This window comes from Pseudomonas fluorescens, from assembly GCF_001902145.1.
In the GTDB taxonomy this organism is placed as follows: Bacteria; Pseudomonadota; Gammaproteobacteria; order Pseudomonadales; family Pseudomonadaceae; genus Aquipseudomonas; species Aquipseudomonas fluorescens_BV.
The window spans coordinates 58,245-81,282 of sequence record NZ_MRST01000012.1 but is presented as its reverse complement, the minus strand read 5'-3'; the positions used below and the strand labels follow the sequence as shown (position 1 = coordinate 81,282).

27 protein-coding genes are annotated in these 23,038 nt (G+C 60.1%); 1 reads left to right on the top strand and 26 read right to left on the bottom strand.

Going from position 1 to position 23,038, the window contains the following annotated elements; genetic code table 11:
- From BUE92_RS01555 to BUE92_RS01540, 4 genes are all read right to left on the bottom strand, one after another.
- On the bottom strand, window positions 1–2,386 hold a 2,386-nt coding region (locus BUE92_RS01555; RefSeq protein ID WP_081372156.1), incomplete at its 3' end, for a phage tail tape measure protein.
- Window positions 2,387–2,536: 150 nt separating this feature from the next.
- Window positions 2,537–2,845 (bottom strand): phage tail assembly protein, encoded by a 309-nt coding sequence (locus tag BUE92_RS01550; RefSeq protein ID WP_056845384.1) that lies wholly within the window; start codon window positions 2,843–2,845, stop codon window positions 2,537–2,539.
- Between the two features lie 12 nt (window positions 2,846–2,857).
- A complete protein-coding gene (locus BUE92_RS01545; protein WP_043046688.1) occupies window positions 2,858–3,361 on the bottom strand; it encodes a phage major tail tube protein in 504 nt (167 codons plus the stop codon).
- Between the two features lie 12 nt (window positions 3,362–3,373).
- Window positions 3,374–4,546, bottom strand: coding sequence for a phage tail sheath subtilisin-like domain-containing protein (locus tag BUE92_RS01540; RefSeq protein ID WP_065935929.1), 1,173 nt, complete (start codon window positions 4,544–4,546; stop codon window positions 3,374–3,376).
- A 190-nt stretch (window positions 4,547–4,736) separates the two neighbouring features.
- Here BUE92_RS01540 and BUE92_RS01535 point away from each other — a divergent pair, with 190 nt between their 5' ends.
- Window positions 4,737–5,705, top strand: coding sequence for an acyltransferase family protein (locus tag BUE92_RS01535; RefSeq protein WP_073521668.1), 969 nt, complete (start codon window positions 4,737–4,739; stop codon window positions 5,703–5,705).
- 19 nt (window positions 5,706–5,724) lie between these two features.
- Here the strand turns inward: BUE92_RS01535 and BUE92_RS01530 are convergent, their stop codons facing one another.
- The 22 genes from BUE92_RS01530 to BUE92_RS01425 form a co-directional block, all read right to left on the bottom strand.
- A complete protein-coding gene (locus BUE92_RS01530) occupies window positions 5,725–6,114 on the bottom strand; it encodes a hypothetical protein (protein ID WP_073521667.1) in 390 nt (129 codons plus the stop codon).
- 9 nt (window positions 6,115–6,123) lie between these two features.
- Window positions 6,124–7,458: a phage tail protein gene (locus BUE92_RS28630; protein ID WP_073521666.1), complete on the bottom strand. Its 1,335-nt coding sequence runs from the start codon at window positions 7,456–7,458 to the stop codon at window positions 6,124–6,126.
- A complete protein-coding gene (locus BUE92_RS01520) occupies window positions 7,455–8,060 on the bottom strand; it encodes a phage tail protein I (RefSeq protein WP_073521665.1) in 606 nt (201 codons plus the stop codon). Before BUE92_RS01520 ends, BUE92_RS28630 begins: the two co-directional genes overlap by 4 nt.
- Window positions 8,057–8,944 carry a baseplate assembly protein gene (locus BUE92_RS01515; RefSeq protein WP_043046684.1) on the bottom strand — a complete coding sequence of 296 codons (888 nt, stop codon included), beginning with the start codon at window positions 8,942–8,944 and terminating at the stop codon, window positions 8,057–8,059. Before BUE92_RS01515 ends, BUE92_RS01520 begins: the two co-directional genes overlap by 4 nt.
- Complete coding sequence (locus BUE92_RS01510) at window positions 8,941–9,267, bottom strand: GPW/gp25 family protein (RefSeq protein ID WP_043046683.1); 327 nt, start codon at window positions 9,265–9,267, stop codon at window positions 8,941–8,943. Before BUE92_RS01510 ends, BUE92_RS01515 begins: the two co-directional genes overlap by 4 nt.
- Before the next feature lie 5 nt (window positions 9,268–9,272).
- The gene (locus BUE92_RS01505; protein ID WP_073521664.1) at window positions 9,273–9,518 is read right to left on the bottom strand and encodes a hypothetical protein; all 246 of its coding nucleotides are present in this window, start codon (window positions 9,516–9,518) and stop codon (window positions 9,273–9,275) included.
- A 58-nt stretch (window positions 9,519–9,576) separates the two neighbouring features.
- On the bottom strand, window positions 9,577–10,140 hold the full coding sequence (locus BUE92_RS01500; RefSeq protein WP_073521663.1) for a phage baseplate assembly protein V: 564 nt from the start codon (window positions 10,138–10,140) through the stop codon (window positions 9,577–9,579).
- Window positions 10,137–10,667 (bottom strand): hypothetical protein, encoded by a 531-nt coding sequence (locus tag BUE92_RS01495; protein ID WP_073521662.1) that lies wholly within the window; start codon window positions 10,665–10,667, stop codon window positions 10,137–10,139. Before BUE92_RS01495 ends, BUE92_RS01500 begins: the two co-directional genes overlap by 4 nt.
- The gene (locus tag BUE92_RS01490) at window positions 10,660–11,316 is read right to left on the bottom strand and encodes a phage tail protein (protein ID WP_073521661.1); all 657 of its coding nucleotides are present in this window, start codon (window positions 11,314–11,316) and stop codon (window positions 10,660–10,662) included. The genes BUE92_RS01495 and BUE92_RS01490 overlap by 8 nt, the downstream gene beginning before the upstream one ends.
- Window positions 11,313–11,633 carry a head-tail joining protein gene (locus BUE92_RS01485; protein ID WP_073521660.1) on the bottom strand — a complete coding sequence of 107 codons (321 nt, stop codon included), beginning with the start codon at window positions 11,631–11,633 and terminating at the stop codon, window positions 11,313–11,315. Before BUE92_RS01485 ends, BUE92_RS01490 begins: the two co-directional genes overlap by 4 nt.
- A gap of 2 nt (window positions 11,634–11,635) precedes the next feature.
- Window positions 11,636–12,631, bottom strand: a complete 996-nt coding sequence (locus tag BUE92_RS01480; protein ID WP_043046677.1) for a major capsid protein — start codon at window positions 12,629–12,631, stop codon at window positions 11,636–11,638.
- Between the two features lie 62 nt (window positions 12,632–12,693).
- On the bottom strand, window positions 12,694–13,032 hold the full coding sequence (locus BUE92_RS01475) for a head decoration protein (RefSeq protein ID WP_073521659.1): 339 nt from the start codon (window positions 13,030–13,032) through the stop codon (window positions 12,694–12,696).
- Window positions 13,029–14,171: a head maturation protease, ClpP-related gene (locus tag BUE92_RS01470; protein ID WP_073521658.1), complete on the bottom strand. Its 1,143-nt coding sequence runs from the start codon at window positions 14,169–14,171 to the stop codon at window positions 13,029–13,031. Before BUE92_RS01470 ends, BUE92_RS01475 begins: the two co-directional genes overlap by 4 nt.
- Complete coding sequence (locus BUE92_RS01465) at window positions 14,168–15,649, bottom strand: phage portal protein (RefSeq protein WP_073521657.1); 1,482 nt, start codon at window positions 15,647–15,649, stop codon at window positions 14,168–14,170. The genes BUE92_RS01470 and BUE92_RS01465 overlap by 4 nt, the downstream gene beginning before the upstream one ends.
- Window positions 15,649–15,855: a phage head-tail joining protein gene (locus BUE92_RS01460; protein WP_073521656.1), complete on the bottom strand. Its 207-nt coding sequence runs from the start codon at window positions 15,853–15,855 to the stop codon at window positions 15,649–15,651. Before BUE92_RS01460 ends, BUE92_RS01465 begins: the two co-directional genes overlap by 1 nt.
- Before the next feature lies 1 nt (window position 15,856).
- Window positions 15,857–17,857 carry a phage terminase large subunit family protein gene (locus BUE92_RS01455; RefSeq protein ID WP_073521655.1) on the bottom strand — a complete coding sequence of 667 codons (2,001 nt, stop codon included), beginning with the start codon at window positions 17,855–17,857 and terminating at the stop codon, window positions 15,857–15,859.
- A 3-nt stretch (window positions 17,858–17,860) separates the two neighbouring features.
- A complete protein-coding gene (locus BUE92_RS01450) occupies window positions 17,861–18,466 on the bottom strand; it encodes a terminase small subunit (protein WP_073521654.1) in 606 nt (201 codons plus the stop codon).
- A gap of 205 nt (window positions 18,467–18,671) precedes the next feature.
- A complete protein-coding gene (locus tag BUE92_RS01445) occupies window positions 18,672–19,016 on the bottom strand; it encodes a phage holin family protein (RefSeq protein WP_073521653.1) in 345 nt (114 codons plus the stop codon).
- A gap of 527 nt (window positions 19,017–19,543) precedes the next feature.
- Entirely contained in the window at window positions 19,544–19,909 is a 366-nt protein-coding gene (locus BUE92_RS01440; protein ID WP_043046668.1) for a PA0613 family protein, read from the bottom strand.
- On the bottom strand, window positions 19,902–22,118 hold the full coding sequence (locus BUE92_RS01435) for a VapE domain-containing protein (protein ID WP_073521652.1): 2,217 nt from the start codon (window positions 22,116–22,118) through the stop codon (window positions 19,902–19,904). The genes BUE92_RS01440 and BUE92_RS01435 overlap by 8 nt, the downstream gene beginning before the upstream one ends.
- Entirely contained in the window at window positions 22,108–22,335 is a 228-nt protein-coding gene (locus BUE92_RS01430) for a TraR/DksA family transcriptional regulator (protein ID WP_073521651.1), read from the bottom strand. Before BUE92_RS01430 ends, BUE92_RS01435 begins: the two co-directional genes overlap by 11 nt.
- Window positions 22,328–22,846 carry a phage regulatory CII family protein gene (locus tag BUE92_RS01425; protein WP_073521650.1) on the bottom strand — a complete coding sequence of 173 codons (519 nt, stop codon included), beginning with the start codon at window positions 22,844–22,846 and terminating at the stop codon, window positions 22,328–22,330. The genes BUE92_RS01430 and BUE92_RS01425 overlap by 8 nt, the downstream gene beginning before the upstream one ends.
- Window positions 22,847–23,038: the final 192 nt, after the last annotated feature.

The following is a 23,038-nucleotide window of genomic DNA, read 5'->3' as shown; positions in this document are numbered from 1 at the left end:
CACCCAACTGCTGCCCCCCCATACTGCCGAGGTAAGCCCCAACCAAACCGCCAATGGTAGTGCCAATGATCGGTACGACCGAACCAATGGCCGCACCTGCAGCTGCACCTGCCATAGTGCCAGCGAGCGTTCCAGCAGCCTCCCCGTAACCTTCCGCTTTCTCGTTCCGGGTTTCGGCGGTCAAGTAGGTGTTGAGTACCATGCTGCCCGCTTCGACCAAAGAACCACCCGGAACAGCCTTAACTGCTTTGCCGACCTTGCCCACGCCTCCGGCGACTGAAGTCAACATCTTCGCGCCAGGATTCGGTAGAACAGGAGGACGTGGCGCCGGAGCCAACGGCGGCATACGTGACGGGCTAACCGGACGCGGTGACCGTGGCGGTGTCGGTGTCGGTGCCGTTGGTCGGCGCCGCGAAGTCCGAGGAGCAGACGGTTTCCGGTTTCGACGCCTTGCCGAACGTGAATTACCCATGCCGCCCATGGACGCCATATTCACGACAAACACACGCTGGATACCGCCCACCGGCTCTGCGGCATCCCCTCCGCCACCCACCGCATCTTCAATCATCGAGACGACATCGATGCCCTTGGCAACAGGATCCAAACCACCCGCCTTCGGATCAGCCCCAGAACCACCTTTACCTCGTAAGGCGGCAGCAGCTTTCAGCCCTTTCTCAACCACCGACAACGCTGTACCGCCTTTGCCCCTGCCCGCACTGCCGCCGCCTGCATTCGAATTGGTGACAAACACCTTTTGCACACCAACTGCTTTTCCGCCCAAACCGCCACGCGCCAAATTAATCAGGCCCTTGCCGATCTTGAATGTCTGAAACGCCGCGACTGCCGCGCCAATCGCACCAATAGCTACCGTCGTACCGCTGACGATTTTAGGAAACTCATTGGCAAGGCCCGCCATGCTATTGCCAACCTTGGTCAAGCCATCGGCCGCCAGGTCGGTGAGCGGCCGTAACGCATCACCGAGGCTGGTCATCGTCGCTTCCATGCTCGATGTCGCCGCGCTCCACTTGGCGTTGGATGTCTCACGAGCTTTCGCCGCGTCGGACTCGATCTTGGCCTTACCATCGGTTTTCTTGATGGTGGTCATGTTGTCTTTGATCGTGTTGCCGTACTTGATCTGGGCGAGCAAGCCGTCACTGGCGCTCTGGTCACTGACGATATTCGCCAAACCCGCTGCCTGAATCAGCGCGACCATCGCCTGCTCTTCTTCGGCGCTACCATCCTTGGACGCCTTGATCTTGGCCTTGAGCCCCGCGACCTTCTTGGCCGTGGCCGGATCCTGTTTCTGGATCAACTGTTCACTGAGCATGATGAAGGCTTCAACCGGGTTGGACGCCTTACCGCTTTTGGTAGCGGCCAGGATCGAATTCGTCAGGTCATAGCCTTGTTTTGCGAACCGCTCCTGGCTTGTGCTGCTGATCACGGCGTTGAGCAAGTTGTTCATGTTGGTTGCAGCCGCCGCTGCATCCTGGGTTTGCGAGAACTGCGACTGCAGGCTCGCACCGAGGAAACGCACGGCCTCCGGGCCTTCCATGCCCAGCCGTTTAATCGTGCCGAGCAGTGCCGGCATGTACTTGGCCATGTCCTTTGGGCCGAACGCACCAATGTCACCCGCAGCGGCCACTTGCCCCAGCATGGCGCCCATATCTTCCTTCTTGACCCCAGCCTCCTTGAAGGCACTGAACAAAGTGGCGATGGTTCCGGCCTCCATGCCCTGGCCGTCGACCAGGTCAGCAATCAGCGGCGCATAGTCCACCGACTCCTCCCAGTCGATGCCCTTCTCGATCAAGCCACCGACCGCCCGAGCGAGAGCCTGCTGCCCCATCCCCTTCTTCGCGGCCACCTCACTGATCTTGTCGGCCATTTTCTGTTCGGCGTCTGTGCCGGCAGTGTGTGCCCACAGCGCCATCTGCCGAATTTGCGTCTGGTAGTTGGCCGATACCTTGGTGGGAATGGCGATCAACGCGGTAGCAGCCGCCGCCTTGCCCAACGTGCCGGTAAGCCCCTCTTTGCCATCTTTGATCTGAGAGTACCCAGTGGCTTTCAGGTCGGCCTTGCGAGCGACCTGCTCCATGCTCTGATAAGCCTTGGCGAGATTGCGTACCTCGACACCTTGTTTTTTCAGGGTGCTGAGGTTGGACTCCAATTTGCGCAGCAACGTACTGGCACCAGCGGCGCCGCTGTCATTGGCCTTCTTCCATTCCTCCCGCAGTCGGATGGTGTCGCCAATCGTGCGCTGCAGCACCCGAGCCTTGGTGCCTTGAGCTTCCAGTTGCTTGATCCGCCCCTGCACATCCTTGAAGGCCGTGCCCACCGTGGAGCTGACGGCGCCGCCAATCACTAGGCCGAGCGCGAGTTTGTTTGCCATGTCGTGGCTCCCTGTAGCGAGTGATTACGGTAGGTGGCTCAATCCGAGAGCCACCAGACCATCTCGGCAAACGGCATGGCCTGAATCTCGGCGGCGGAAAATCCGGTTTCCGCCGCCAAGCGTTTGGCCGCCAGTTTCAACAGTGCGGGGTTAAACCCCGTCGTCCTGCACCAGGCGAAAATAGCCGGCCTGCAGGCGGTGGTAGTCCACCAGCTTCAGGCCCTCCAGGTCCTGCTGACCGGCTTCGCAAAGGCCGGCGAACAGCATCAGCTCGCGCTGTTCTTCATCGTCGCCCGAGGCGCGATCAGCAGCGCGCACTTCGCGCACCGTGGGTGAGCGAATCGTCAGGGTATCGACGGTCACGCCGTTGACCTCAGAGGGCCGAGACAAGGTGATGGTTGCGTTTTCGGCGGTGAGCTTCAGCCAGGTAGGGAGTTTTTTCAGTTCAGGGGTAGCCATTTGATAAATTCCTTAGAGGCCCAAGTCGCTGCGCATGGATGCCAGTTGATCCACACCGTCGATCACGCGGATCGAGGCGACCATGTCGATTTCGTAAATGAGGCGGCCGGCGATCTCCAGCTTGTAGTAGCTGACGGCAATCGAGTACTTGAACTCGGCTTTGTCGCCTGCCTTCCAGTCGCCTGGGTCCAGCTCTTTGAGCATGCCGCGCAAGGTCGCCACCACTGCTGTGGTCTGCCCTTTTTGCCCTTTGAACGAACCGCGATAAACCCCGTTGAAGGCGGTTTGATCGGACAGTCCAAAAAACTTCATGGCCTCGCGACGTACGCCGTTGGTGGTGAAACTGGCCTCCATCTTTTCCAGGCCCATGTCCATCTCGATAGGGCCAGCCATGCCGCCACCGCGATACTCATCTGTTTTAACCACCAGCTTCGGCAAACTCAGGCTGGGCACATCGCCCTTGAAGTTGATGCCGTCGACGAACAGGTTGGTGTTGAAAAGCACTTGAGGAATCATTGAGCAGCCTCCTTAGGCAGCGGTTTCCAGGACTTCGGTGAGCCACTGATTGGTGACCTCGACCCGGAAAATCGGGTTCTCGGCAGGCGGTACGTCGGTGAAACGGATGTTCCAGTAAACCTTGCCCTGCTCCAGCTGGCTGACGGTGTTGAGTTCGGTGTCGGCGAACACCTCGAAGTTGATCACAGCGCCCTGGTTCTTCAGGTCTTGCATGAATGCCTGCAGGCCGTCGGTGACATCCTTGATGTAGGTCTTGGTGATGCCACGGTCGACCGCCCACTTGTGCCCGGCCAGGATTGCGTCCATGACGATGTCGACCGTGCGCACACGGGTAACAAACGCCCACTTGGGATCCGCTGACAGCGTACGGTTACCCCACAAGCGATACCCGCCGTCGCGAATGATGGTGGTGATGTTGGCGTTGTTGAGCAGGTTGGCCCGGCAGGTTTCGTCGCCATCCAGAAACTCGACCGGCCGCGAGGTGCCGGTGATGCCGACGAACTCCTTGTTCGATGGCGAAGACCAGAAGCCATACTCGGCATCCGTCCAGGCAAACAAACCAGCAGCGAAAGCCGAGGCCGGCGCGTTGACGGTTTTGCTCTGCAGCGTGTCCCACAGCTGCACGCCCGGATCGACAAGGAAGCAACGCTTGCTGCCGAACTCCTGGGCGTAGGCCATTGCGGCTTCGTCCGTGGTGTTCGGCCCGTCGAGAATCGCCAGGGCCCTCAGCTTGCCGGCCAACGCATCCAGCGCAGTGGCAACCGCCTGGGTCGCGGTATGACCTGGAGCAATCAGCAGTCGCGGCTGTGCGTTGAACCGGCTCTTACCGTCCAGTAGCGCCTGCATACCGGTGCGCTGCCCGGACGCCAGGACACCGCCAATGATTGAGGAGGTTTGCTGGGCAGGGTCTTCAACTTTGGCGACACCGCAGCCGATCACTACGGCTTTTGCACGGACGAAAATCGCCTTGCAAGCACGCGTGATCGCCGAGTCCTCACCCCAAGCGGCGACCGCTTCGCGCTCGCTGGTGATCAACGTCAGTTCATTGGGTTTGGCGGATGCCGCTGGCACCACAGTAAAGGTGTCGCATAGCCCAATAATGGACGACGACGGCAGCGCAATGGTCCGTGCCCCGGTATCTACTAGGGTGACGGTAACGCCGTGAAAACGACCGGAAGAGGCCATGGGATTAATCTCCAGACATAAAAAAACCCCAAAAAGGGGGCGGGGTTGTTGAGTGGCTGTAGGAAGCGTTCGGGGCGTCAGCACATACCACTGAGGTTTAAATGGCAGACGTCGAGCGCTTGTAGCGCAAGGGGCTACAGGATGATGTGGCTATGGGCTAGGATGGCGGCCTACTGATAAAGGCCGTGTCATGTCCAACCCCGTTTTGAACACTAATATTCATTACCCCAGCTTCGACCTGATGCGGCTATTGCTCGCGGTCGAGGTGGTTGTCGTCCATACCTGGGCTTCGCTGGATCCTCATTTTGATTGGCCCGGCTTTATCCGAGCGGTGCCCGCGTTTCTGGCGGTCAGTGGTTTTCTGGTGCTTAAGAGTTTCGCCAATACGGGATCTTGGACTGCGTTTGCCAGGAAGCGAGCATTGCGAATATTTCCGGCATTGATCACTGCGTTGTTGTTGGGATACGTCCTGCTCGACTACACATTTCTGATCAACTCGCTTACCGTCTGGGTCACTGGCGGGTTGATGATGCCGCCCCATACCAATGCGGCTTTATGGTCCTTGGCGTGGGAGGAGCTAGCCTATGCAGTACTGGCAATTCTCTGGGCTTTGGGGGCATATAAAAGGCCGTTATATATCTGGTTGCTGCTAGCAGCGGCGAGCGTGATTTCGTGGAAAATCACCTCAATGCCGATCAGTCCTTACTATCACGTCCTCTCCTACCTGGCGCCCGCGTTCTTCACTGGGAATTTGATGTTCCTGCATCAAGAGCGCTTGATGCGATTTGGCTCAGTGCTGCCGTGGGTGTTCTTCGTGGTGGTGTGCCTGTGGACGTATATCCCAATTCCAGGCATAGGCGGCGACATGGCGCCCTCTGTGGTGCAGGCATTTGCGGTCGTTTGGGCCGGCATGGCGGGTGCAAAATTGATCCCGTCCAAAATCCCTGACTTGAGCTACGGGATGTACGTCTATCACATCCCGATGATTCTCTTTATCAATGCAGCGTATAAGCCCGAGAACGCCTTTCTCACTGGCACGGTGCTGGCCGTCGCGCTGGTACTCTTCTCCACGGCGAGCTGGTACCTCATCGAGAAACCGGCGCTAAAACTGAAAAACCGACAACCCCCTACCCCCGCCGGGCAACCCCGCGCTTCATAACGGGCGAGACAGCGCCCATTTAATGAGGCGCTGCGTCCTCCGGCCAGGGATACCGGGCCTGTATCTCGTTGAAGCGCTCGATAGCTGCATCCCTGACGTGCTCCCAGCCAGCCTCCCCCATCACCTGCATTCGGTTCGCTTCAGCAAAATAGCGATCGGAACCTGAGACAGGCTCCGCATAGGCGGCGAGGCGCAAGCGCTCTATAGCCTCTCGCGTCAGTGGCACGTTGGGTAACGGGTGCTTAGTGATCCGCCCTGATGAATCGAGCGACCAGATACCATCCAACTCTTTGATCATTCTCTGCCACAGAACGTCATCGACCTCTACGGCGTCCTTTGGAATTGGGTGGATGCCCTTGATAAGGCGTTGATTCAGGGTCCCATCGGCGTTAAACGTTGCGTATTTCATAATGCCTCCTCACGTACCGACGGCGATGTAGCTAAGGCCCGCTTGCCCGGTAACCCCAGTATTGTAGGTTTTGAACCAGGTCTTGCTCACCGTCCCATTGGCACCTCCCGCCCCATCACTGAGGCGCACCGAATATTCGCCGCCTCCCGTATTGTTGAAAGCCCCCACCACTACAGTCCCCACATCGTTGGGAAAAGGAATGTGGAAGTTGGTCTGATTGACCGTCGATCCCGTCAACGAAACTGCGAGACTCCATTGCACGATCCAACCGCCGAGGTAGCTGGGAAAGACGATGTACCCGGATTGACCAATCAGAATCTGGAAGCCCCAGCGCAGCTTTTTCGGGGTAACAATACTGCTGTCATCGGTCCCCGCATTGACCAACATTTGGGAGGCTATCCGGGCGGTGCCCAGTGCGCTTTCGGTAGCCTGGATAACTTTCGCAGCGATAGCTTGAAACACCCGCAAAGCGCTCATGGGCTTGTTGGTATCGGCGCCAGTTTCTGCTTCGGTTTGACTGGCGAACGACACACCGTATGCAGCCAAGTTATTGGGCAACCCCGTGAGTGCGGAGAACTTCAGGCCCGTCAGACCCGACCCTACGCCGCTGACAGGTCCGGCAAGCTCCACGCCAGCGGGCGTGACGCGGACCCCGTTACCGCTATACCAAGGTGTGGGACCAAGCCCCAGAAACGCAACGTTCAACGCGTTGTAACTGCCGAGAAAGCCGACACCGGCTTTTTCCCCGCCAAACGACCCGGCAATCAGGCCGGCAGCCCAAGTGGGTGCATTGTCTGGTTGGATATAGACGCTCTTGGATTCGATGAGATTCAGCGATCCGGTCAACGTGCCGCCCTTCAAAGGCAGGTATCCCGTCTCGACAAACTCCCGCGTCGCCAGTACCACCGATGGGTCGATTTTCAGTTCAATGTTCGATGTGTTGCTGACGATCAGGTTGATCCGAATAACTTGGGTGCGTGCAGACCCCTGACTGGATAGCGGCTTATACGTCGGTGCGCAGTTAGCAATAGCCACAAGATCGCCAACTGCATCGTATAGCCCAACTTCTCGAATCCACCAACCACCGACGCTTTCTGGAATAACCTGCTCAGCAATAATTACGTTTGGATTCTTCGGGTCAACCTTGAGCTGGTTCAGAGGAGCACGACGCCGCTCATTGATCAATTTGGTCTGCGAAGGATTCGGAATTGGGTTGGTTTCGTTGGCATCGCCGACACCCATCTGCGCAAATGTCCAGGGCACCCCAAGTGCATCCGCATTTGCCTGTTTAGCCCTGCCTATATCAGTAAGGATCGCCATGAACTGGCTGTTTTGGTCGGTCATGAGTAAATGTCCATTGTGTCGATATGATGTTCACGGCCGCCGACGGCAATGTAGCCGCTGACATCAATGTCACGCTGAGTCGGTGGATAAACGCTAAGTACGTCACCCTCGTAAAGTCCGGCGCCAATGAATACACGGCCAGTGGTTTCGAGGCTGATCGCCAGGCCCGTCATGTGCCGGCTAACCGGCTTGGCGTCATCAATCAGCCAGGTCAGCTCCTGGTACATCTCCTCGGTGATACCGGTTTCCAATACGCCTACCTTCAAGGCAAAGGTGCCGGGAACACCCATGGGAGTCGTCTCCCACCACTCCTGCACTTCAATCAGGTAACCGAGCGGCTCAACTACCCGACGCAACGCACCGATGGTGCCCTTGTGTGCATGTACGTAGAACGCCGAACGGATGGCCGAGCGCTTGACGGCTTCCGACCAGTTGTTGTCCCAGCGGTCCACCGACCAGGCCCAGGCCAATTGGTGCAGCAAGTGCGCCGGGCAGGTGTCAGGGTTGTACAAAGTGCGCAACGGCACATCGGTGACTTCGTCGGTCGCCGCTTCAATGGCCCGTTCCAGTTGGGTGCTGTTTATAGGCAGTAGGCTTTTCACGACGGCCCTCCCTGCTTCACGGTAAAGTCGACGCAATAAGCCGCCTGGTACTTGGTCGGCTTGATGTCTTGCCAATTGGGCAGGTCCACCCGACCGACGCCGCTGATATGCAGCTGCGCGTCGATGGCCGAACGTGGTACCTCCACACCCAAGCGACGCCGAGGATTGACCCAGCTCGCCAAGCGCTGCTTAGCCGCAGCCAGGATCGCCTCGTTTTCCGAGCCGGTACCGGCCATATGCAGCACCGCGTCAATGCGGTATTCAATGACCTCGGCGCTTTGCACGGTGAGGCGATCCCCGACTGGCCGGATGTCGTCATCACTGAGGTATTTCATCACCGCATCCAGCAGCGGCTGCTCGGCGACACCATTGCCCTGCAGGTGCAGCACGGTGACGACCACCTCAGCAGGGGACGGGCTTTCAGCCGTTGCATCCGCCACCAGCGCCGACGCATTGCGGGCATGCAGGATGTAGCTGTTTCGCGGGCCGGCCGTGGTTAGCCCTTCGTACACCAGCTGCACTCGCTCGCGCAGAGCGTCGTTTGACTCCATCACTCGCGGCGTCGGCGGAACGGTGTTGAGGTTTTCTTCCTGAATCACCAGGCGCTTCAGCCGGACGTTATTAGCTAACTCATCAAGGTCGCCATCAATGGCATAAGCCAGCATCAGTGCCTTGGCCCCGTCATTTACCCGGGCCCGGTTCTGGATGCGCCGGTAAACGCCCAATTCCAACAGCTTGACCACTGGATCACTCTCCAGCTCGGCAGTCCAGTTTTCGCCCATGTACAAACGAAACGCGGCCAGCTCCTCGGCGTAGGTTTGCTCAAAGTCGAGATCCTCCAGAACAGGCGGCGCCGGCAGCGCTGATAAATCCACAGTGCTCATGCGGCGACCCTCAGTAGCGCGTTTTCGCCCTTGAACAGGCCCTTGAGTTCAAACTCGATTCGGCCATCTAAAACAGCCACCACACGCACCTGGCTGATACTGAGCCGGGGCTCCCATCGTCCCAACGCCCGGGCCACTTCGGCCTGGACTGCGCTTTTCCAACCTTCGGTAACTGGAAGGTCGACGAAGCGGCGTAACTGGCTACCGTAGTCGGGCCGTTGCCGGCGGCTGCCCAACGGGGTGGTCAGGATGTCTTCAATGCACTGACGCAGATGCTCGATGCCGGAGATGGGCTGCCCAGTGCGGCGATCCATTCCGATCATCTGGGTTACTCCGGCGCGGGTTCGAGGTCAGGATGGTTTTGAAGAAATTCGAATTGATCAGAGGTGTCAGCGCCCACAATCCCCCTGATGACCACCAGGCTTTGGCCGTGCGGCATGATCAGCGTTCGCGAGGTGAACACGGTGTCGCGAAAGCGACGAGGCAGGCCAACAGCTTTCGGTGATGACTCTACCTTCGGTGCTGGCAATGGCTGGGCTACGGGCGGCTGTTCGTCCGACTTGGGCTTGTTCATAAGGGCAAACTCCAGAAATGAAAACGCCCGCACGCGGCGGGCAGAAATAAGCGGTTAATCAGTGTTTGTGATTTGCGGTGTTGCCACCCGCATCAATGATTTTGCCGGCACCGTTGATATCACCCGTCACCGTCAGCGGCCCGGTGATCGTCACATTGCCGGTGAGACCGATGTCCCCGGACACCACCGTGACGGCGCTATCAGTAACGGTGGCTACGGTGCCGCCGACCTTGATGGTGACGGCCCCGGTAGGCAGCGTGATGCTGTAGCTATTGGCCTGCCAGTCATAGACCAGCGACCCGCCATCATCAAACCGCCACACCTCAACATGATCCCGGTTGTCAGGCGGCGAACCAGCAGCGCCATACAGGCCAGGAATGAAGGTGCCCATTGCCGGGTTGCCGCTAGGGCTGAACAGCTTGCCTTGCTCACCCAGGCTGGGGACTCGCCAGTGCCGAGCCTTACCAGCAGCGACGCTGTGCCAGCGCACCCAGGCGCTGGTCCACTCCCCTGCCCGGACCCTGACAACCGGCGGCGAGGCCGTCGTATCAACGGCAGCCACCACGCAATCCATCAGCATGGCGGCGATCATGCGGTCGCTTTCCCCGCTGGCGTAGCTCATGCCAGCAACTCCGGCGCGACGTACTGATCTCGACTGCCTGGGCCAATATCCGGGCTGACACCTATCAACAGCGTGCCCGGCGGTTCATCCGGCCAAGGCCACTCTTCGGTACCGAGATAAATCGTCTGATTCCACTCCACCAGCCAGACCGTGTAACCATCTAGCTCAGGACGGGTCCAGTCCTGCACCGCTTGAATAAACTCGGCGCATTCGATCTCCAGGCCCCAGTTCTGTGCCCTTAGCAACACAATCAACTGAGTCGCCAACTGCACCACCTGGCGATGATGATCAACCTGAATGGGGTCAACGATGATCCGCGCTTCGAACTTGCAGACCATGGTGGTTTCACCGGTCCCGATATCAGCCCCCGGCTCAATCTCGGCCATCTCCAGGAACACCGCTGGCAACGGGATGTGATCCTCAATGTTCGGCCAGGCAGCAACGGTTTGAACACCTGGCAGATGCGCCTGCAGGTGCTGCTCGATAGCTTGATAAAGCTGGTCGAGGCTCAACGTTTCGTCAGACACGCGGCGTCCCCTTCAAATACTTCTGCAGTTCAAAGTTGAGTTCCTGCGTAAGGATCTCCAACAGGCGTTCGTCCGCACGCTTCACCCAGGCATCAAAGTGCGGTCGCACTTGCTCCAACGACACCTTGGCCTTCGCCAGGGGAAAGCGGTTGTCGTTTTCTTCGACGAAGCCAGAGCGTCTGCCACCCTGCGCGGCATCCGGGTAATCGGTGCTGTTGAAGTGTTTGCTCGACGTGCGGATCCAAATATCAGCATTGCTGCCGTAGACCTTCTTGTAGAACGCCCCCTGGTAACGCCGGCCGGCGACTGAAACACCCGCGCCAGTTTGCCGCGCACGTCCGACGCGGCTGGCCTCGATGGCATTGATACCGAACCACAACTTGCCACGCATATCGCCGCCGGTCACCGGGTACGCCCGAAGTCGTTGCCGGACGGCGCCGATAGCGATGCGTTCTTGCTTGCCGACAGCCCGTGCAATGTGGGTGCGCAACCAACGGATGGTTTTGTTGATTGCACGCCGCTGAGCCGCCACTGCCGCTTTGGGCACCATGTCGCCGAACTCTTTCAGCGCCTGAACATGCACCGCCGACGGCGTTATGGTGAGCATCCCACCGTCGCGCTTCTGCTGGGTGTAGCTGCCGATGCTCATGCGCGCTTCCTCAAGATCAAGGCCACCAGGCCATTGCCGTCCGGCTCAAGCTGCAGCAGGTCATAGTCGCCACCGCCATCCAACGCCGGCAGATCAACGCTGACCCGCAGACCTTTGACCAAGCCATCCGAATCCTTGACGCGAATCTCGAAACGCGGCTCTCGTATATTGGTATTGAGCTTGCCGAACTGGGGCTGTTTCCAGGGCGCCGAGAACATACCCAGCACCGGCTCCGGGCGCCCCTCGATCACGGCGCTGTCTCCCAGGGTTTCAAAAACCACGTCGTCGATGTCGTCGATCAGATCCCGGAAGGCCACGATCACATCTCCAGCAGGATCTGCGCCCGAGGCCGCGTGCACAGGTGCAGCGGGTTGGACTGGGCTTCGCCGGCCACACCCTTGTTGAACGGCAGCGGCTCGATCTTGCTGTAGTACGGAATGCCCTGGGTGTTAACCGTTTCCATGTAGTCGGCCGGTGCGAAGGACGAGATGTACAGGTCAGGGACGCCCTCGGGGATCAGCAGCGCCTTGTCGTCGTGGACAAACGCAACGCCAGCAACCTTGCCGCGATAACGCTCCCAGACGATCCCGCCGAACTCGAAGGCTTCACGGGCATCGCCACGCAGAGACGCGGCTTGCATGGTGTTGAGGTAAGTCTCTTTGACCGACTTGTGGACGATCAGCTTGTTCCAGAAGTTCTTGCCGCACATGGCGCGGGAGCCGCTGCTGGTGACGCTGCCGAGCGCTTCTTCCTGCATATCCAGGGCTTCACCGCATTTGACCCGCAGCTCGGTGTCTGGACTGTTCAAGCCCATTGGCAGCTTCTGACGATTCACGCCGAAGGATTTATAAATATCCAACAGGACTGTCTTGCCATCGGCGTCCAGCACCTGCCCGTTCAACGCGCCCATGCGCTGAAATTCGTGGGTGGCATCCAGCTGTCGTCGGGCTTTTGCCAGGCGCTTGTTGACCACATCCTGAACGGCCTGCAATTCGCTGCGGGTACCGAAGGCGCGGATGCCCTGGATCTCATCAGCCTTGATGGTGAAGCGCTCAGGGAGATGCACGGTGTTGAAAGGGATCAACGTGCGCTTGGTCCCGCCAACCACCAGGCCCGAGGTGCCGCGCTCGCCCGATGGCACCAGGGCCAGGGTGTCGCCGTCTTTCTCGATCTGCACGGTCAACGTGCTGATGCCCTCTTCGCGGAAAAGGCCAAGGCTGCTGATACGGCCCGGCAGGTATTCCTGTTCATTGATTGCAGCGGTCAGCGAGGAGACGCTGAATGCATCGTCTTCAAAAATGGCGATATCGGCCATGGGGTACTCTCCAGAAACGAAAAATCCCGCACTCGGCGGGATGGATAAATGTGGTGAGCGCCTTAACGGACGATCACGAAATGGGCGGCCAGGGCCTTTTCGGCGGCGGGATCGAGGCCGGTCAAGTGCGCCTCGCTGACCTCAGCCAGCCGCACAATGGCACGACCGCGCCGGGCAACATCGGACTCGCCCAGCGGGCCATAGAGAATCACGACGGCGTTTTCGGTACCGTCCTCGGCGGTTGGCTGGTACGGGGCAAACTCGCTGGTGGCGGTGACTAGGCCGAGGATCTGGCCCGGCTCCAGGGCAGAGCCGGCGGCGACGTTGATAGCTTCGCGGGAAATATTGCCAGCGCCTTCGGACAGCAGGAATTCACCCGCGTGCATCGATTCAATTTTCATGCTCTTGCTCCTTTCGAGGTTCCGTTCTGTGCCGCCTGACGCGTAGCCCAGATTGAGTGGGTATCGACCTGTTTGGCCTTGATAGTGGGTGCAGGGTCGTTGTCCAGCGGCAGGCTGTTGTTGATCTCAAAACCACCGCCGCTGCTGACCAGCTTGTCAAACAAGCGCGCTCTGACAGCAGCTTCATCCAAGCCAGCGGCCAGGAACTCACCGGTCAGTTCCGGCAATCGTGCCGCGACACACAAGCCGTGCAGCGCTTTTGCCTTGGTCAGCGCCGCAGTGACTACCGCTTCGCTTTCTAGCTTCGTCGAAGCGAGTATCGGGTCCACCAGGTTGCTGATGCCTGCCGCCGCACACCCCTTGGTAACCATCAACGCCAAGCCGGCCGCGTCCAATACGAGTGCTGGATCCGGAGGGTTTACAGGATCAGCCGGCTCGACATCTGGCTCTTCGTCTAACTGGGCCAGCAATTCAGCCGGGGCGTTCTGGAAGCGCTGCAACACACTGCCCTGGCCGAGACAGGCTTTGACCTTAAGGCCGTCGCCCACTTCATCTGCCAGGCCCAGCGCCACCGCCTCATTTGCAGTCAGCCAAGTCTCGGCGTTGACCATGCGCCGCAGCTCGGCCTCGTCAATGTCCGGTGCTTTGGACTTGTAGGCCGCGATGATCGCTTCCAGGGTCTGGTCCAGCACATCAGCAACGCGGCGGAAGTCTTCGGCATCACCACCGGTAAAGGTGTAGGGGTTGTGGATCATCAGCATGGCATTGGCCGCGATCACCACCCGGTGAGCGCCACACACTGCAACACTGGCCGCGCTGGCCGCCAGCGCATCAATGCGCCCGGTACAGCGCTCGCCCAAGCGCGACAGCGCGTTGTGAATCGCCAGGCCGTCGAACAAGTCGCCACCGATGCTGTTGAACGCAACGATTACCGGCGACGCGCCGTCATCCATGGCCCGCAGGTCCTGAACAAACTGATTAGCGCTGACACCCCAAGTGCCAATCTCGCCGTATACAAACACCTCAATGGTTTGCTGCTCGGCTTCACCGCTGGCCTGGAAGGTGTACCAACTCTTATCCGCGACTTTTACCTGCTTGCCAGCCTTGTCATAAATGCGCGGGATCGCTTTTTTACTCATGGTTGTTCCTTGTCATCTGTCGGCTCGATGGCATCAAGCGTGGTGTAGTTGAGGCCCAGATCCGTGGACCGGGCGAGGTCAGCGGCGTTTTCCGCGTCGATGGTTTCCGCGTCGTAGCCGTTGCGCAGACACATCTCGCTGCGTGAACCGAAGCCCGCCTGCACTTCCATCCGCCGCGCCTGGACGTCCTGCACCGGCTGGATGTAGGCCCAGCCTTGCGGCACCCAACGTGTGCGCAGGTATTCGCGCCGACGTTGCGCGTAATCCTCCAGCACCAGGGCGCCGGACAGCACCGCCATGTCCATCCAGGCAGCACGCACCGGGCGACACAGTTGATGTACATACACGCCGAATTGCAGCTGCTCCAGGCGGCGCCGGAACTCGTTGAGTACCACCCGCAGCGCCCGATCGTTGACCTCTCGCATATCGCCGGTAAGGATCTCGTACGGCGTGCCCGAACCCGCCGCCGCAGCCATCAGTTGCTGACGCATGAAGTCCGGATAGTTGTTGCCGGCATCCGGTGGTTTGGAGAACTCCACCTCTTCACCTGGCCCCAGCTCCTGCATCGTGCCGGGCTCGAGGGCGACCATGGGCGTGAAGCCGTCGCGGTCGGTGACCAAGAGCTCTCCGGTCATCGGGTTGCGCGCTTGCGGCCCGGCCTCAGGTGCTGGACGCTTGATGAAGCCCGCGAACAGGTTCGCCACTTCCTGGCGGAACAACACCGCATCATCGTAGTTGTCCAGACTTCGCAAGCGTTTCAACACCGGGGCCAAGCGTGGTACACCGCGTAGTTGCCCTGGCTCCATCGGTTCGAAGATATGCAGCACCTGCGTCGCCGGCACGCGCACCAGCTGGTTGTAGCCGACGTTTAAGGAGGACGAATCGCGTGGGTGCGAGAGGTACATCCAATACGCTACGCGCTTGCCGGCCGGGTTGAACTCGATTCCGGCGCGGATGACGTTGCCGTTTTTGGCCGTCTCAAACTTGTCGTGTGGGACAAACTCAGGCGCCAGCGCCTGCAGCTGCAGCGGCACCGCCAAACCTTCGCTCGGACTGCGCGGCCGCAACCGCACAAAGCATTCACCAGCGGTTTCCACGGTGCGCGCCACCAGGGCCTGCATGCCGTAGAAGTCGGTCAGCTCGTCCGCGTCCGCCTCATCCACCCAGTCGTCCCACAGCTGCTGCTTAAGTTTGCGCAATGTCGCGTCGTCCGTGGTCGGCCTGGGCGTGATGCCGGTGCCGATCAGGTTGCTGACGCGCTTGTCGATGACGTTGAACGCGTACGGGTCATTGCGCACCGCCGCCCGCGAGCGAGCCCGCAGGTTGCGCAGTGCCGGGGTGTTGATGCTGTTGATGCCGTTGTCGGTGGCTTCCCAACTGGCCGAACGGCGGCCCTCCCCGGCGCCTTCGTAACTGGCCTTGATGTTCGACGGCAGCAAGAATCCATTACGGGTCAGCGTCGGATAATGTCGGGCCATTAGAGTCCCTTGCCTCCATGCATGAGCCGAATCACGCGAGAGCGCGGCCCGGCGGCGTTGGTCAGCGACGTGCGGATCTCGTCGCGGGCCTTGAGCAGTTCGTCGATGGAGCGGTATTCCACCGTGCGGTCGCTGTAGCGCACGGTCTTTTCACCGCGTGCGATGGCGCGCTCGATGGCTTCGAGGTGCTTCGGAGTAAACGACATATCAGCGTCTCTTCAGGTAACCGCTGGTGGAACTGCGGCGTTGTGGGGGTGCAGCGGGTCGCGGTTGGGCGACCGGGGCAACGGGTTGCGGCGCAACTTGCGGTGTCGCGGTAGCCTGTGGGGCAACCGTTACACGCTCAGCAGCGACCACCTTTTCATCGAACAAACCGGCCTGTGCCAGCGAGTTCCGTACCCGGTCCCAGTCGTGTTCCTGATACCGGTTGATGCCGAGGTAATGCGCCATCGCCAGGCAATACACCATCAGGTCGAGGGCTTCGTTGCGCTCGGCCTTGCCCTTGATCCACTCGATACGCTTGTGGCCCCGCACGTACTTGGCGACCTTGCGTTCGGCCACGCACTGGGCAAAGAACTCGTCCGGCAGGTCGTTGGCAAAGTGCAGCGCACCTGGGCCGGACTCGAACGGATAGCGGTTGTAGATCCAGTCCTTTGCGGTGTCGGTACCGACAAACCACAGCTCGGCGCCGCCGCGTTCGGTCTGGCCCTTCCAGGTCACATCAACCATGGACGGCCGCTGAGCGATCACTGGCTTGCCGGGCTTGCTCGCGCCCTTGATGGCGAAGATGTTGCGCCAGCGCCTCACGCGGCAGAACTGGTAGACCTCGTCGGTATGGTGACCGCCGGAGTCGACGGCGACCGCGAGAATGCCCAAGCCGACACCGCAGGGGTGCCGGTACCGTTCTTTCAGCAGTTCATCCAGTACCGCCCAGGTGCGTTCGTCCGAAGGGTCGCCCGCGATCACACGGTGATCAATAACCCAGCGCTCCATGCCGACGCCCCAGCCCATTGCCATGAACTCCAGGCGGTCGGCCTGTACGTCGACAGCGCCCGTGATCATCATTACGGCAGCGGGCATCGCACCGAGGGAGAACCCTTCCCGGCGCGCCCGCTCGATCAGTACCGATGCCTTGGTCTGCTCTTGCGCGCTGTCCCACACCTTAGCCAGACGGGTGTTGTAGAACACCTGCATGGGCTCAAGGTCGCCTTTGGCCTGGGCCTTTTTCGCCTTTTCGAATTGCTTTGCCAGCGACTTCCAGCCCGTCCAACCCAACGGTGAATACAGCGCGTTGAGGTGGAAGCCGACCGTCTCGCCATCGCCCTTGGCATGGGCGCGCCACTCACCACGGGCAAGCATATCGCCCTTGTGGTGCTCCTCGATCAACACGTCGCAGTCAGGCCCGGCGCACTCGTAATGCACCACGCTGAAGTCCTGGGAGTAATGCAGCCGCTCCCATTCCAGGGTCTGCATGTGCCCACAAGTCGGGCACGGCACGTAGTAGTAACGCTGGTCGCTACCCTCGAACAGATCGTCGATACGCGAGGCGCCCTTGATCGTCGGCGAACTGGAGAAGTAGAACTTCGCATTGCGGCCGAAGGTACTGCCCCGCGTTTCTGCCAGCTCGATGGGGTCACCCTCTTCGCCTACGTCGACTTCCCAGCGGTCGATCTCATCGCCGTACACGTAGCGCGCCGACAGCTCGGCCAAGTTGGCCGCAGAGCCGGCGGTGGTGACGTACAGCGAGCCGCCTTCGAACTCCTTGGTGTCCATGGTGTTGCGCGAATCCCGCGAGCGACTTGCCGCCACTCGTTCACGCAGCACCGGGGTAGCCTTGATGGTCTTGCCGATCCGTGACGACACCCGCTTTGCCAGGCCCAGGCTGGGCAGCAGCGTGAGAATGTTCGACGGCACCATGTGGATCAGCGCGCCGATCCAGTTCAAGGCGATCTGGGTTTTCATCAACTGCGAGGCGACCATGGTCACTACGCGCTTGCACGGGTGAGCCGGTGACAGACACCGCATCGGCTCGCGTGCGTAGGGTGTACGCACGGTGCGATATTTCCCTGGCTCGGCGGCGCCGGTATCACGCGGGATGCGCATGTACTCGTCGGCCCACTCGTCCACCCACAGGCTGGGGTCTGGACGCAGCCCACGGAAATACGCCTCACGGTACACCTCAGCGCCGTCAGGTTTTTCCGTTTGCATGGGTTAACTCGTAGTGATCAGATCGCGTTCAAGGTCGGCCGCAGACATGCGCTCGGCCTCTTCCAGAGACAGCCGTAGCGCCTTGGTCAGGTGCTGTTCAATTTCCCAAGGGTCAGTCATCGCCGCCAGTTCAGGGGCCAGTTGCGGGGGCATGCTGAGCAGTTGATCGCGCAGCATGCGTCCGGCGTTGTAGGCCCCGGTGGTGACCGCCTTCATGTCCACCAGCGAGCCCTGCACCTTGTGAAACTCGGCCTCGGCCAACTGGGCCAGGTAGTACTCGCGGTGTGCACGGGCCTTCTGGAAGTCAGGTTGCCCGCTCTTCGCGCCAGCAGGCTGCGGCGGCGCAGCCGTGTTAGTCGGCTCGACCATGGGGGACAGTTGGCTGTAAACGTCACGCTGGAGCCGGTCCTGCTGGTGGCGAGCCGCGACGGCCGCCTTGCTGGGGTCGGCGGTTTCGAGGATCAGCGCTTCGGTTGCCAGCACGTCGACCTTCTTGCCATCCGGCGACAGCACCAGCCGGTTGTTGCCTTTGAGCCAGGTGATGTAGCTCGGCGTCCTGCCGATGCGAACCGCGAAAGCGCTTTTAGACAGGAACAGTGGATCCGTCATAAGCCCTCCTTTTCAACGGCTTTTCAATGGAAACCTTTCAATTTCAATGGATTGAATTTCAGTAAGCTGGCAGCCCTGCCGCTAACGCTTTCCCGCGGGTTTCATGCCCCGTGTCCCTCGAATGCCGCCAGGGTCCCCGGCGACTTTCGGCGCGCCATTTTGACGCGTGCCGCTACAAGCCACGTACTCCGTGGCCTCTAGCGCATCATGCCTGACCGTTGCCCGAGGGCGGCAGATCGCACACGCCCAACCGCTTGGCGGCCCAGCGTTCATACAGCCCGATGGCGACATCGGCGCCGGCCATCGCGGTGAGACATCCGATGCTCCCTGCCGCCAGAACCGACATGCCCGAAGCGTGCAGCAACATCATGGTGGAAAGTCCGCAGACCACGCAGGCCCCGGACCGAAGGAGCAAGCGGCGTATCAAGGACCAGCCGCTTACCCCCGCTTTGTCGGCGCGCCATGCCTCGCCGGATATGCCGCCGACCAGGGACAGTACGATCACCATCCAGATCGGCATATCAATAAGCGCTTGCTGCTCGTTCGTCATCGCCCTACCCCATAAACGCAAAAACCCGGCGCAATGGCCGGGTTCAGTGTGGTGGTGTGTCCCGCTGCTTGCGGTCGCACCTATCGAAGATGGGTACTTTTTACAGGTGGATTATCATGGCAGCAAGCAGGTTTTAATGCCATGGAGCAATACGGGTGCCATACGGGTATGACGCAGGTGCAACGGAGGGATAACGCATTCAATCGGCTATCGCTTCTGGTGCCCCGTCTTACTTGTCCCACTATTCTGGATTGAAGTAGGACAGCTACAGGCGCCTAAATACGGGGCTCTGCCCTACTGTCCTACCGTTTTTACTTTTCTCTTGTGTATAGAGAGAAATTTAAAAGCACGCGTGCGCGCCATGGGCGCGACTACGTGCCCACTATGCTCATGTGTGCGTGGGGCGGGTAAAGGTTGGACAGTAGGACAGCCCAGCAACGGCGCGGCCTGCGCCTGTCCAACTGCGCGTAATGGCAGCCGGACAAGGCGGGACAGTAGGACAGAGGTATGCGGAGTGACGCCGAGGATCATGCAGCCTTCCCCATCAGCATGCCGGCGATAGATACATGGGCATCGTGTAGCCGACGGTAATAGGTCGGCGCGCTGCAACCGCAATGAAGCATTTTCTGTGAGAGGAAGCTTTCGTGGTTGCAGTAGTGTTCCATCACCACTAGGGCCAGCTCGGGCGCCAAGTGCTTGTTGACGATCAGCTCGATATCCGCCGATTCATCCAGCAGCACCCGACTTCCGCGCGTGCCGCGTATCAACTCACCTTTGCACTCCATCAGCATGGCGATCATGTTGCCGCCACTCGGCCCGCCAGCACCGTCTGGCACAGGCGAATGCAGATCCTGCGCCCACAGTTTGAGCATCTCATCGATTCGCTTAATCAAAGCAAGGCTCCTCGATCACCGCCTGCTGCAACGCAGACGCACGCCCCCACCCCGCAGGCTTTTCATAGGCCCAAGGCCGCACGCCGCTTTTTGGCAGCGCGGGCATACGCCGCTTGCGCCAACCCAACCGATGCATGATCGCCCCGACCCGCATCTGCTCGGGCTTGCCCCAATGTCCGAAGTCCAGCTTCAGCGCCTGGGTCAGGATCTCGTTGCCGGTAGCGGTCTCCCCGATCTGCGACTCTTCCATCCAGGCCAGGATTGGCCCCTCCCATTCATCCACCACAAAGCGCTCGTCTTGCGCCTCGGCGAACATCTTGGATTCGTCCTTATTCACCCACCAGATATCGCCCGCTTCAAAGCAGAACAGCGCCTCAGCCCACAGCTGATCGCGGATCTCGCGAAGTTGCTCCAGATCGACCTTGTTGCAGAACACCGGCCAGTAACGACGGTTGCCCGTGGCGTCCTTGAGGTATTCCTCTTGGTTGGTGGTGCCCACAAAAACACACTGGCGTGGCACGTCATTCGTTCTGCGGCCGTAGCTCTCGCGGTAGGTGTCGGTGGAAGCGGAGAAGAACTGTTTGGCCTTGGTGCTTTCCGCCTTGTTGAAGCTGTCCAGTTCGCCCAGCTCGACGATCCACTTGCCGCGAATCGCCTGGAAGCTGTCTTTGTCACCGAGGGCAAAAGGCGTATCCATGAACCACTCGCCACCGAGGACGCCCATGGCCGTGGACTTACCGGCGCCCTGCCCACCTTCGAGGATCATCACAGAGTCGGCCTTGCAGCCTGGGCGCATCACACGGGCAACCGCTGAGATGAGCCAGCGCTTACCGACCTTGGCCGAGTACTCACTGGCCTGGACGCCCAGCACGTCGGTCAGCCAGGTTTCAATGCGTGGCACGCGATCCCATTCCAGCTTCTCCAGGTACTCGCGCACCGGGTGGAAGGCATGGTCGTGGGCAACCACGCTGACCGCCTCGATCACATGGGACGCTTTGACCCGCAGGTTGTACTGCTGCGCGAGCCACTTCATTACTCTCATGTCGTCAATGTCGGCCCAGTCGCCGGCACCGCCGCCGAAGGGCGCAGACCGCAGCTTGACGATCTTGGAGCTGAACACGCTGTAGCCGATGACACCGGCCCAGCGTTCGTCATTGCCCAGGATCAGCTCGACGTTTTGCATGTGCGCGATCAGGGAGCCATTTTCGGTGCGGGCCAGTTGATCCTTCCAGCCACCCGCTGCAGGAGGCTTGACCACCGCAAGCACCTGGCGGCGGACGGCCTCCAACCCCTCGGCGACGTGCAGGTCGTTGAAGTCGGTCCACTTGATCTCACGCTCGCCGGAGAACATCGGGGCAACCACCTGACCACCGACGACCAGCGCGGCGTTGTTGGCTTTCTCTTCGCCAGGGTTCCAAGGGTCACCGTTGGGGCGCTTGGTTTTCCAGTCGTCATCGCGACAGATGATCAGCGGACAGCCGGGGAAACGCTCGCGCATGGCCTTGGAGACCGGCAGCAGGTTGCCCGCATCGAAGGCGATGGCGACAGTGAGCGAAGTCGCCATGTGCAGGCTTGCGCCCGTGGCGTAGCCCTCACACACCAGGACCGGTTCGCCAGGCTCTGGGTGGGGGCCAATCAGGTGAAAAGCGCCCTCTTTTGACATACCGGGCGGCCAGTACTGCTTATCCCGCCCAGTGTCTTCTTGCTTAGCGGGGAAGATCACCTGCAGGCCGACGATCTGGTCGCGGACGTTGGACATGGGCACCAAAAATGCGCCAGTACGTGGCGCATAGCGAACCTTGAAGCCAACGATCTGCTTTCGATCCAGATAGACGCTCTTACCCTTTTCGGGCATTCGCTTGAACAGGCCGGCAGCACGGTTGGCCGCTCGGCGTGATGCATTGGCAGCGATCTCAGCAGCCTTGCGCTTGGCATCTTCCTGGCGAGCGCGCATGACTTCGCGCTCCTCGGGGCTCATACGTCCGGGTTTGACCTTGATCTTCTGCGTCTCGCCAGAACGCCAGTCACCGAAGCTGCCGAAGATCAGCGCCTCGTTTTTTTCGGTACGGTGTTCATGGATGACGTACCAGCCGTTTTTTTCCTTGCCTTTGTCCTGGGTGGTTTTGCAGCGGGTGAGCTTGCCAAATACCAAGGGTTGAGCGGGCTCAAGACCATAGTCAGCGAACTGATTGATCACATCATCGAGCATAACGGGAAGCCCTCTGATCATCGACGGTCTTGCACTCTATACAGAGCGTGCAACCGGGCTGTGCCAAACGACGGGCCTCGGGGATGGGGCCATCGCATTCGTCACAGAACATCAGCGAATGCTGAGCCGTGTTGGAAATCAGTGCCAAGCGTGCAGCGACGGCCTGATCAATGCGCTCTTGCACCAGGTCATTTGCGAAGTCAGCGATATCAGCCACGTTCCACCCCACAAGTCGTCTGGTTGACGTAGCGGGCGCGGTTGTACATGCCCAGCAACCCCTGAATGCCACGAAACACCAACTGGCGTATCTCAGCCAGCTCACGGTCATCGACCTTGCCGTCGCCAATGTGCTTGGCCCAGGTTTCGGACAAATCGGCGACCTGCCGGAAAAACATGGCGATACCCTTGGTCAGGGTCTCAGGCATGTCGTTGGTGTACGCCTCAGCCAGTTCCTGCCAGATCGTGTCGCCGACAAGGGCGTGCACCGCATCGAGAATGCGGCGATCCTTGGTCAGTTCGAGGATCTCGCCGAACTCCTGGATGTTGACGGTGTGCGAAGGATGTGTGGGAGACAACTTGTGCTGCAGCGTGGTGGCATTGCGGCCGGTGGTGGCGGCGATTGCTGCGGCACCGCCGGGATAGTCCCGTGCGGCGTGGTACAGGGCTAATTCGAGCGTCAGTACTTCCTTTTGCGCTCGATCAACACAGCTTAAAGCTACTCGGCTCATGGCATTAATCCTACTAAGTTGCCAGTGCCCCGCGACGTGTAGTGGTGATACATTTGCCGCGTGGCTTGAAAGGGCCCAAACGCCGGCTAGATCTAGGGATCGAAACCGGCACCGTGCCGAGGCGAACAATCCGTTGCTCACCTCTGGCGCAACAGCTGCCTAATCTGTGGTGGAAAAGGCAGCAACCCAAGA

What these genes read in the sequence shown, in the direction of transcription:
- BUE92_RS01550 (WP_056845384.1), bottom strand. Translation starts at nt 2,845, where the DNA reads ATGGCTACCCCTGAACTGAAAAAACTCCCTACCTGGCTGAAGCTCACC.
- BUE92_RS01545 (WP_043046688.1), bottom strand. Translation starts at nt 3,361, where the DNA reads ATGATTCCTCAAGTGCTTTTCAACACCAACCTGTTCGTCGACGGCATC.
- BUE92_RS01540 (WP_065935929.1), bottom strand. Translation starts at nt 4,546, where the DNA reads ATGGCCTCTTCCGGTCGTTTTCACGGCGTTACCGTCACCCTAGTAGAT.
- BUE92_RS01535 (WP_073521668.1), top strand. Translation starts at nt 4,737, where the DNA reads ATGTCCAACCCCGTTTTGAACACTAATATTCATTACCCCAGCTTCGAC.
- BUE92_RS01530 (WP_073521667.1), bottom strand. Translation starts at nt 6,114, where the DNA reads ATGAAATACGCAACGTTTAACGCCGATGGGACCCTGAATCAACGCCTT.
- BUE92_RS28630 (WP_073521666.1), bottom strand. Translation starts at nt 7,458, where the DNA reads ATGACCGACCAAAACAGCCAGTTCATGGCGATCCTTACTGATATAGGC.
- BUE92_RS01515 (WP_043046684.1), bottom strand. Translation starts at nt 8,944, where the DNA reads ATGAGCACTGTGGATTTATCAGCGCTGCCGGCGCCGCCTGTTCTGGAG.
- BUE92_RS01510 (WP_043046683.1), bottom strand. Translation starts at nt 9,267, where the DNA reads ATGATCGGAATGGATCGCCGCACTGGGCAGCCCATCTCCGGCATCGAG.
- BUE92_RS01505 (WP_073521664.1), bottom strand. Translation starts at nt 9,518, where the DNA reads ATGAACAAGCCCAAGTCGGACGAACAGCCGCCCGTAGCCCAGCCATTG.
- BUE92_RS01500 (WP_073521663.1), bottom strand. Translation starts at nt 10,140, where the DNA reads ATGAGCTACGCCAGCGGGGAAAGCGACCGCATGATCGCCGCCATGCTG.
- BUE92_RS01490 (WP_073521661.1), bottom strand. Translation starts at nt 11,316, where the DNA reads ATGAGCATCGGCAGCTACACCCAGCAGAAGCGCGACGGTGGGATGCTC.
- BUE92_RS01480 (WP_043046677.1), bottom strand. Translation starts at nt 12,631, where the DNA reads ATGGCCGATATCGCCATTTTTGAAGACGATGCATTCAGCGTCTCCTCG.
- BUE92_RS01475 (WP_073521659.1), bottom strand. Translation starts at nt 13,032, where the DNA reads ATGAAAATTGAATCGATGCACGCGGGTGAATTCCTGCTGTCCGAAGGC.
- BUE92_RS01470 (WP_073521658.1), bottom strand. Translation starts at nt 14,171, where the DNA reads ATGAGTAAAAAAGCGATCCCGCGCATTTATGACAAGGCTGGCAAGCAG.
- BUE92_RS01465 (WP_073521657.1), bottom strand. Translation starts at nt 15,649, where the DNA reads ATGGCCCGACATTATCCGACGCTGACCCGTAATGGATTCTTGCTGCCG.
- BUE92_RS01460 (WP_073521656.1), bottom strand. Translation starts at nt 15,855, where the DNA reads ATGTCGTTTACTCCGAAGCACCTCGAAGCCATCGAGCGCGCCATCGCA.
- BUE92_RS01455 (WP_073521655.1), bottom strand. Translation starts at nt 17,857, where the DNA reads ATGCAAACGGAAAAACCTGACGGCGCTGAGGTGTACCGTGAGGCGTAT.
- BUE92_RS01450 (WP_073521654.1), bottom strand. Translation starts at nt 18,466, where the DNA reads ATGACGGATCCACTGTTCCTGTCTAAAAGCGCTTTCGCGGTTCGCATC.
- BUE92_RS01445 (WP_073521653.1), bottom strand. Translation starts at nt 19,016, where the DNA reads ATGACGAACGAGCAGCAAGCGCTTATTGATATGCCGATCTGGATGGTG.
- BUE92_RS01435 (WP_073521652.1), bottom strand. Translation starts at nt 22,118, where the DNA reads ATGCTCGATGATGTGATCAATCAGTTCGCTGACTATGGTCTTGAGCCC.
- BUE92_RS01425 (WP_073521650.1), bottom strand. Translation starts at nt 22,846, where the DNA reads ATGAGCCGAGTAGCTTTAAGCTGTGTTGATCGAGCGCAAAAGGAAGTA.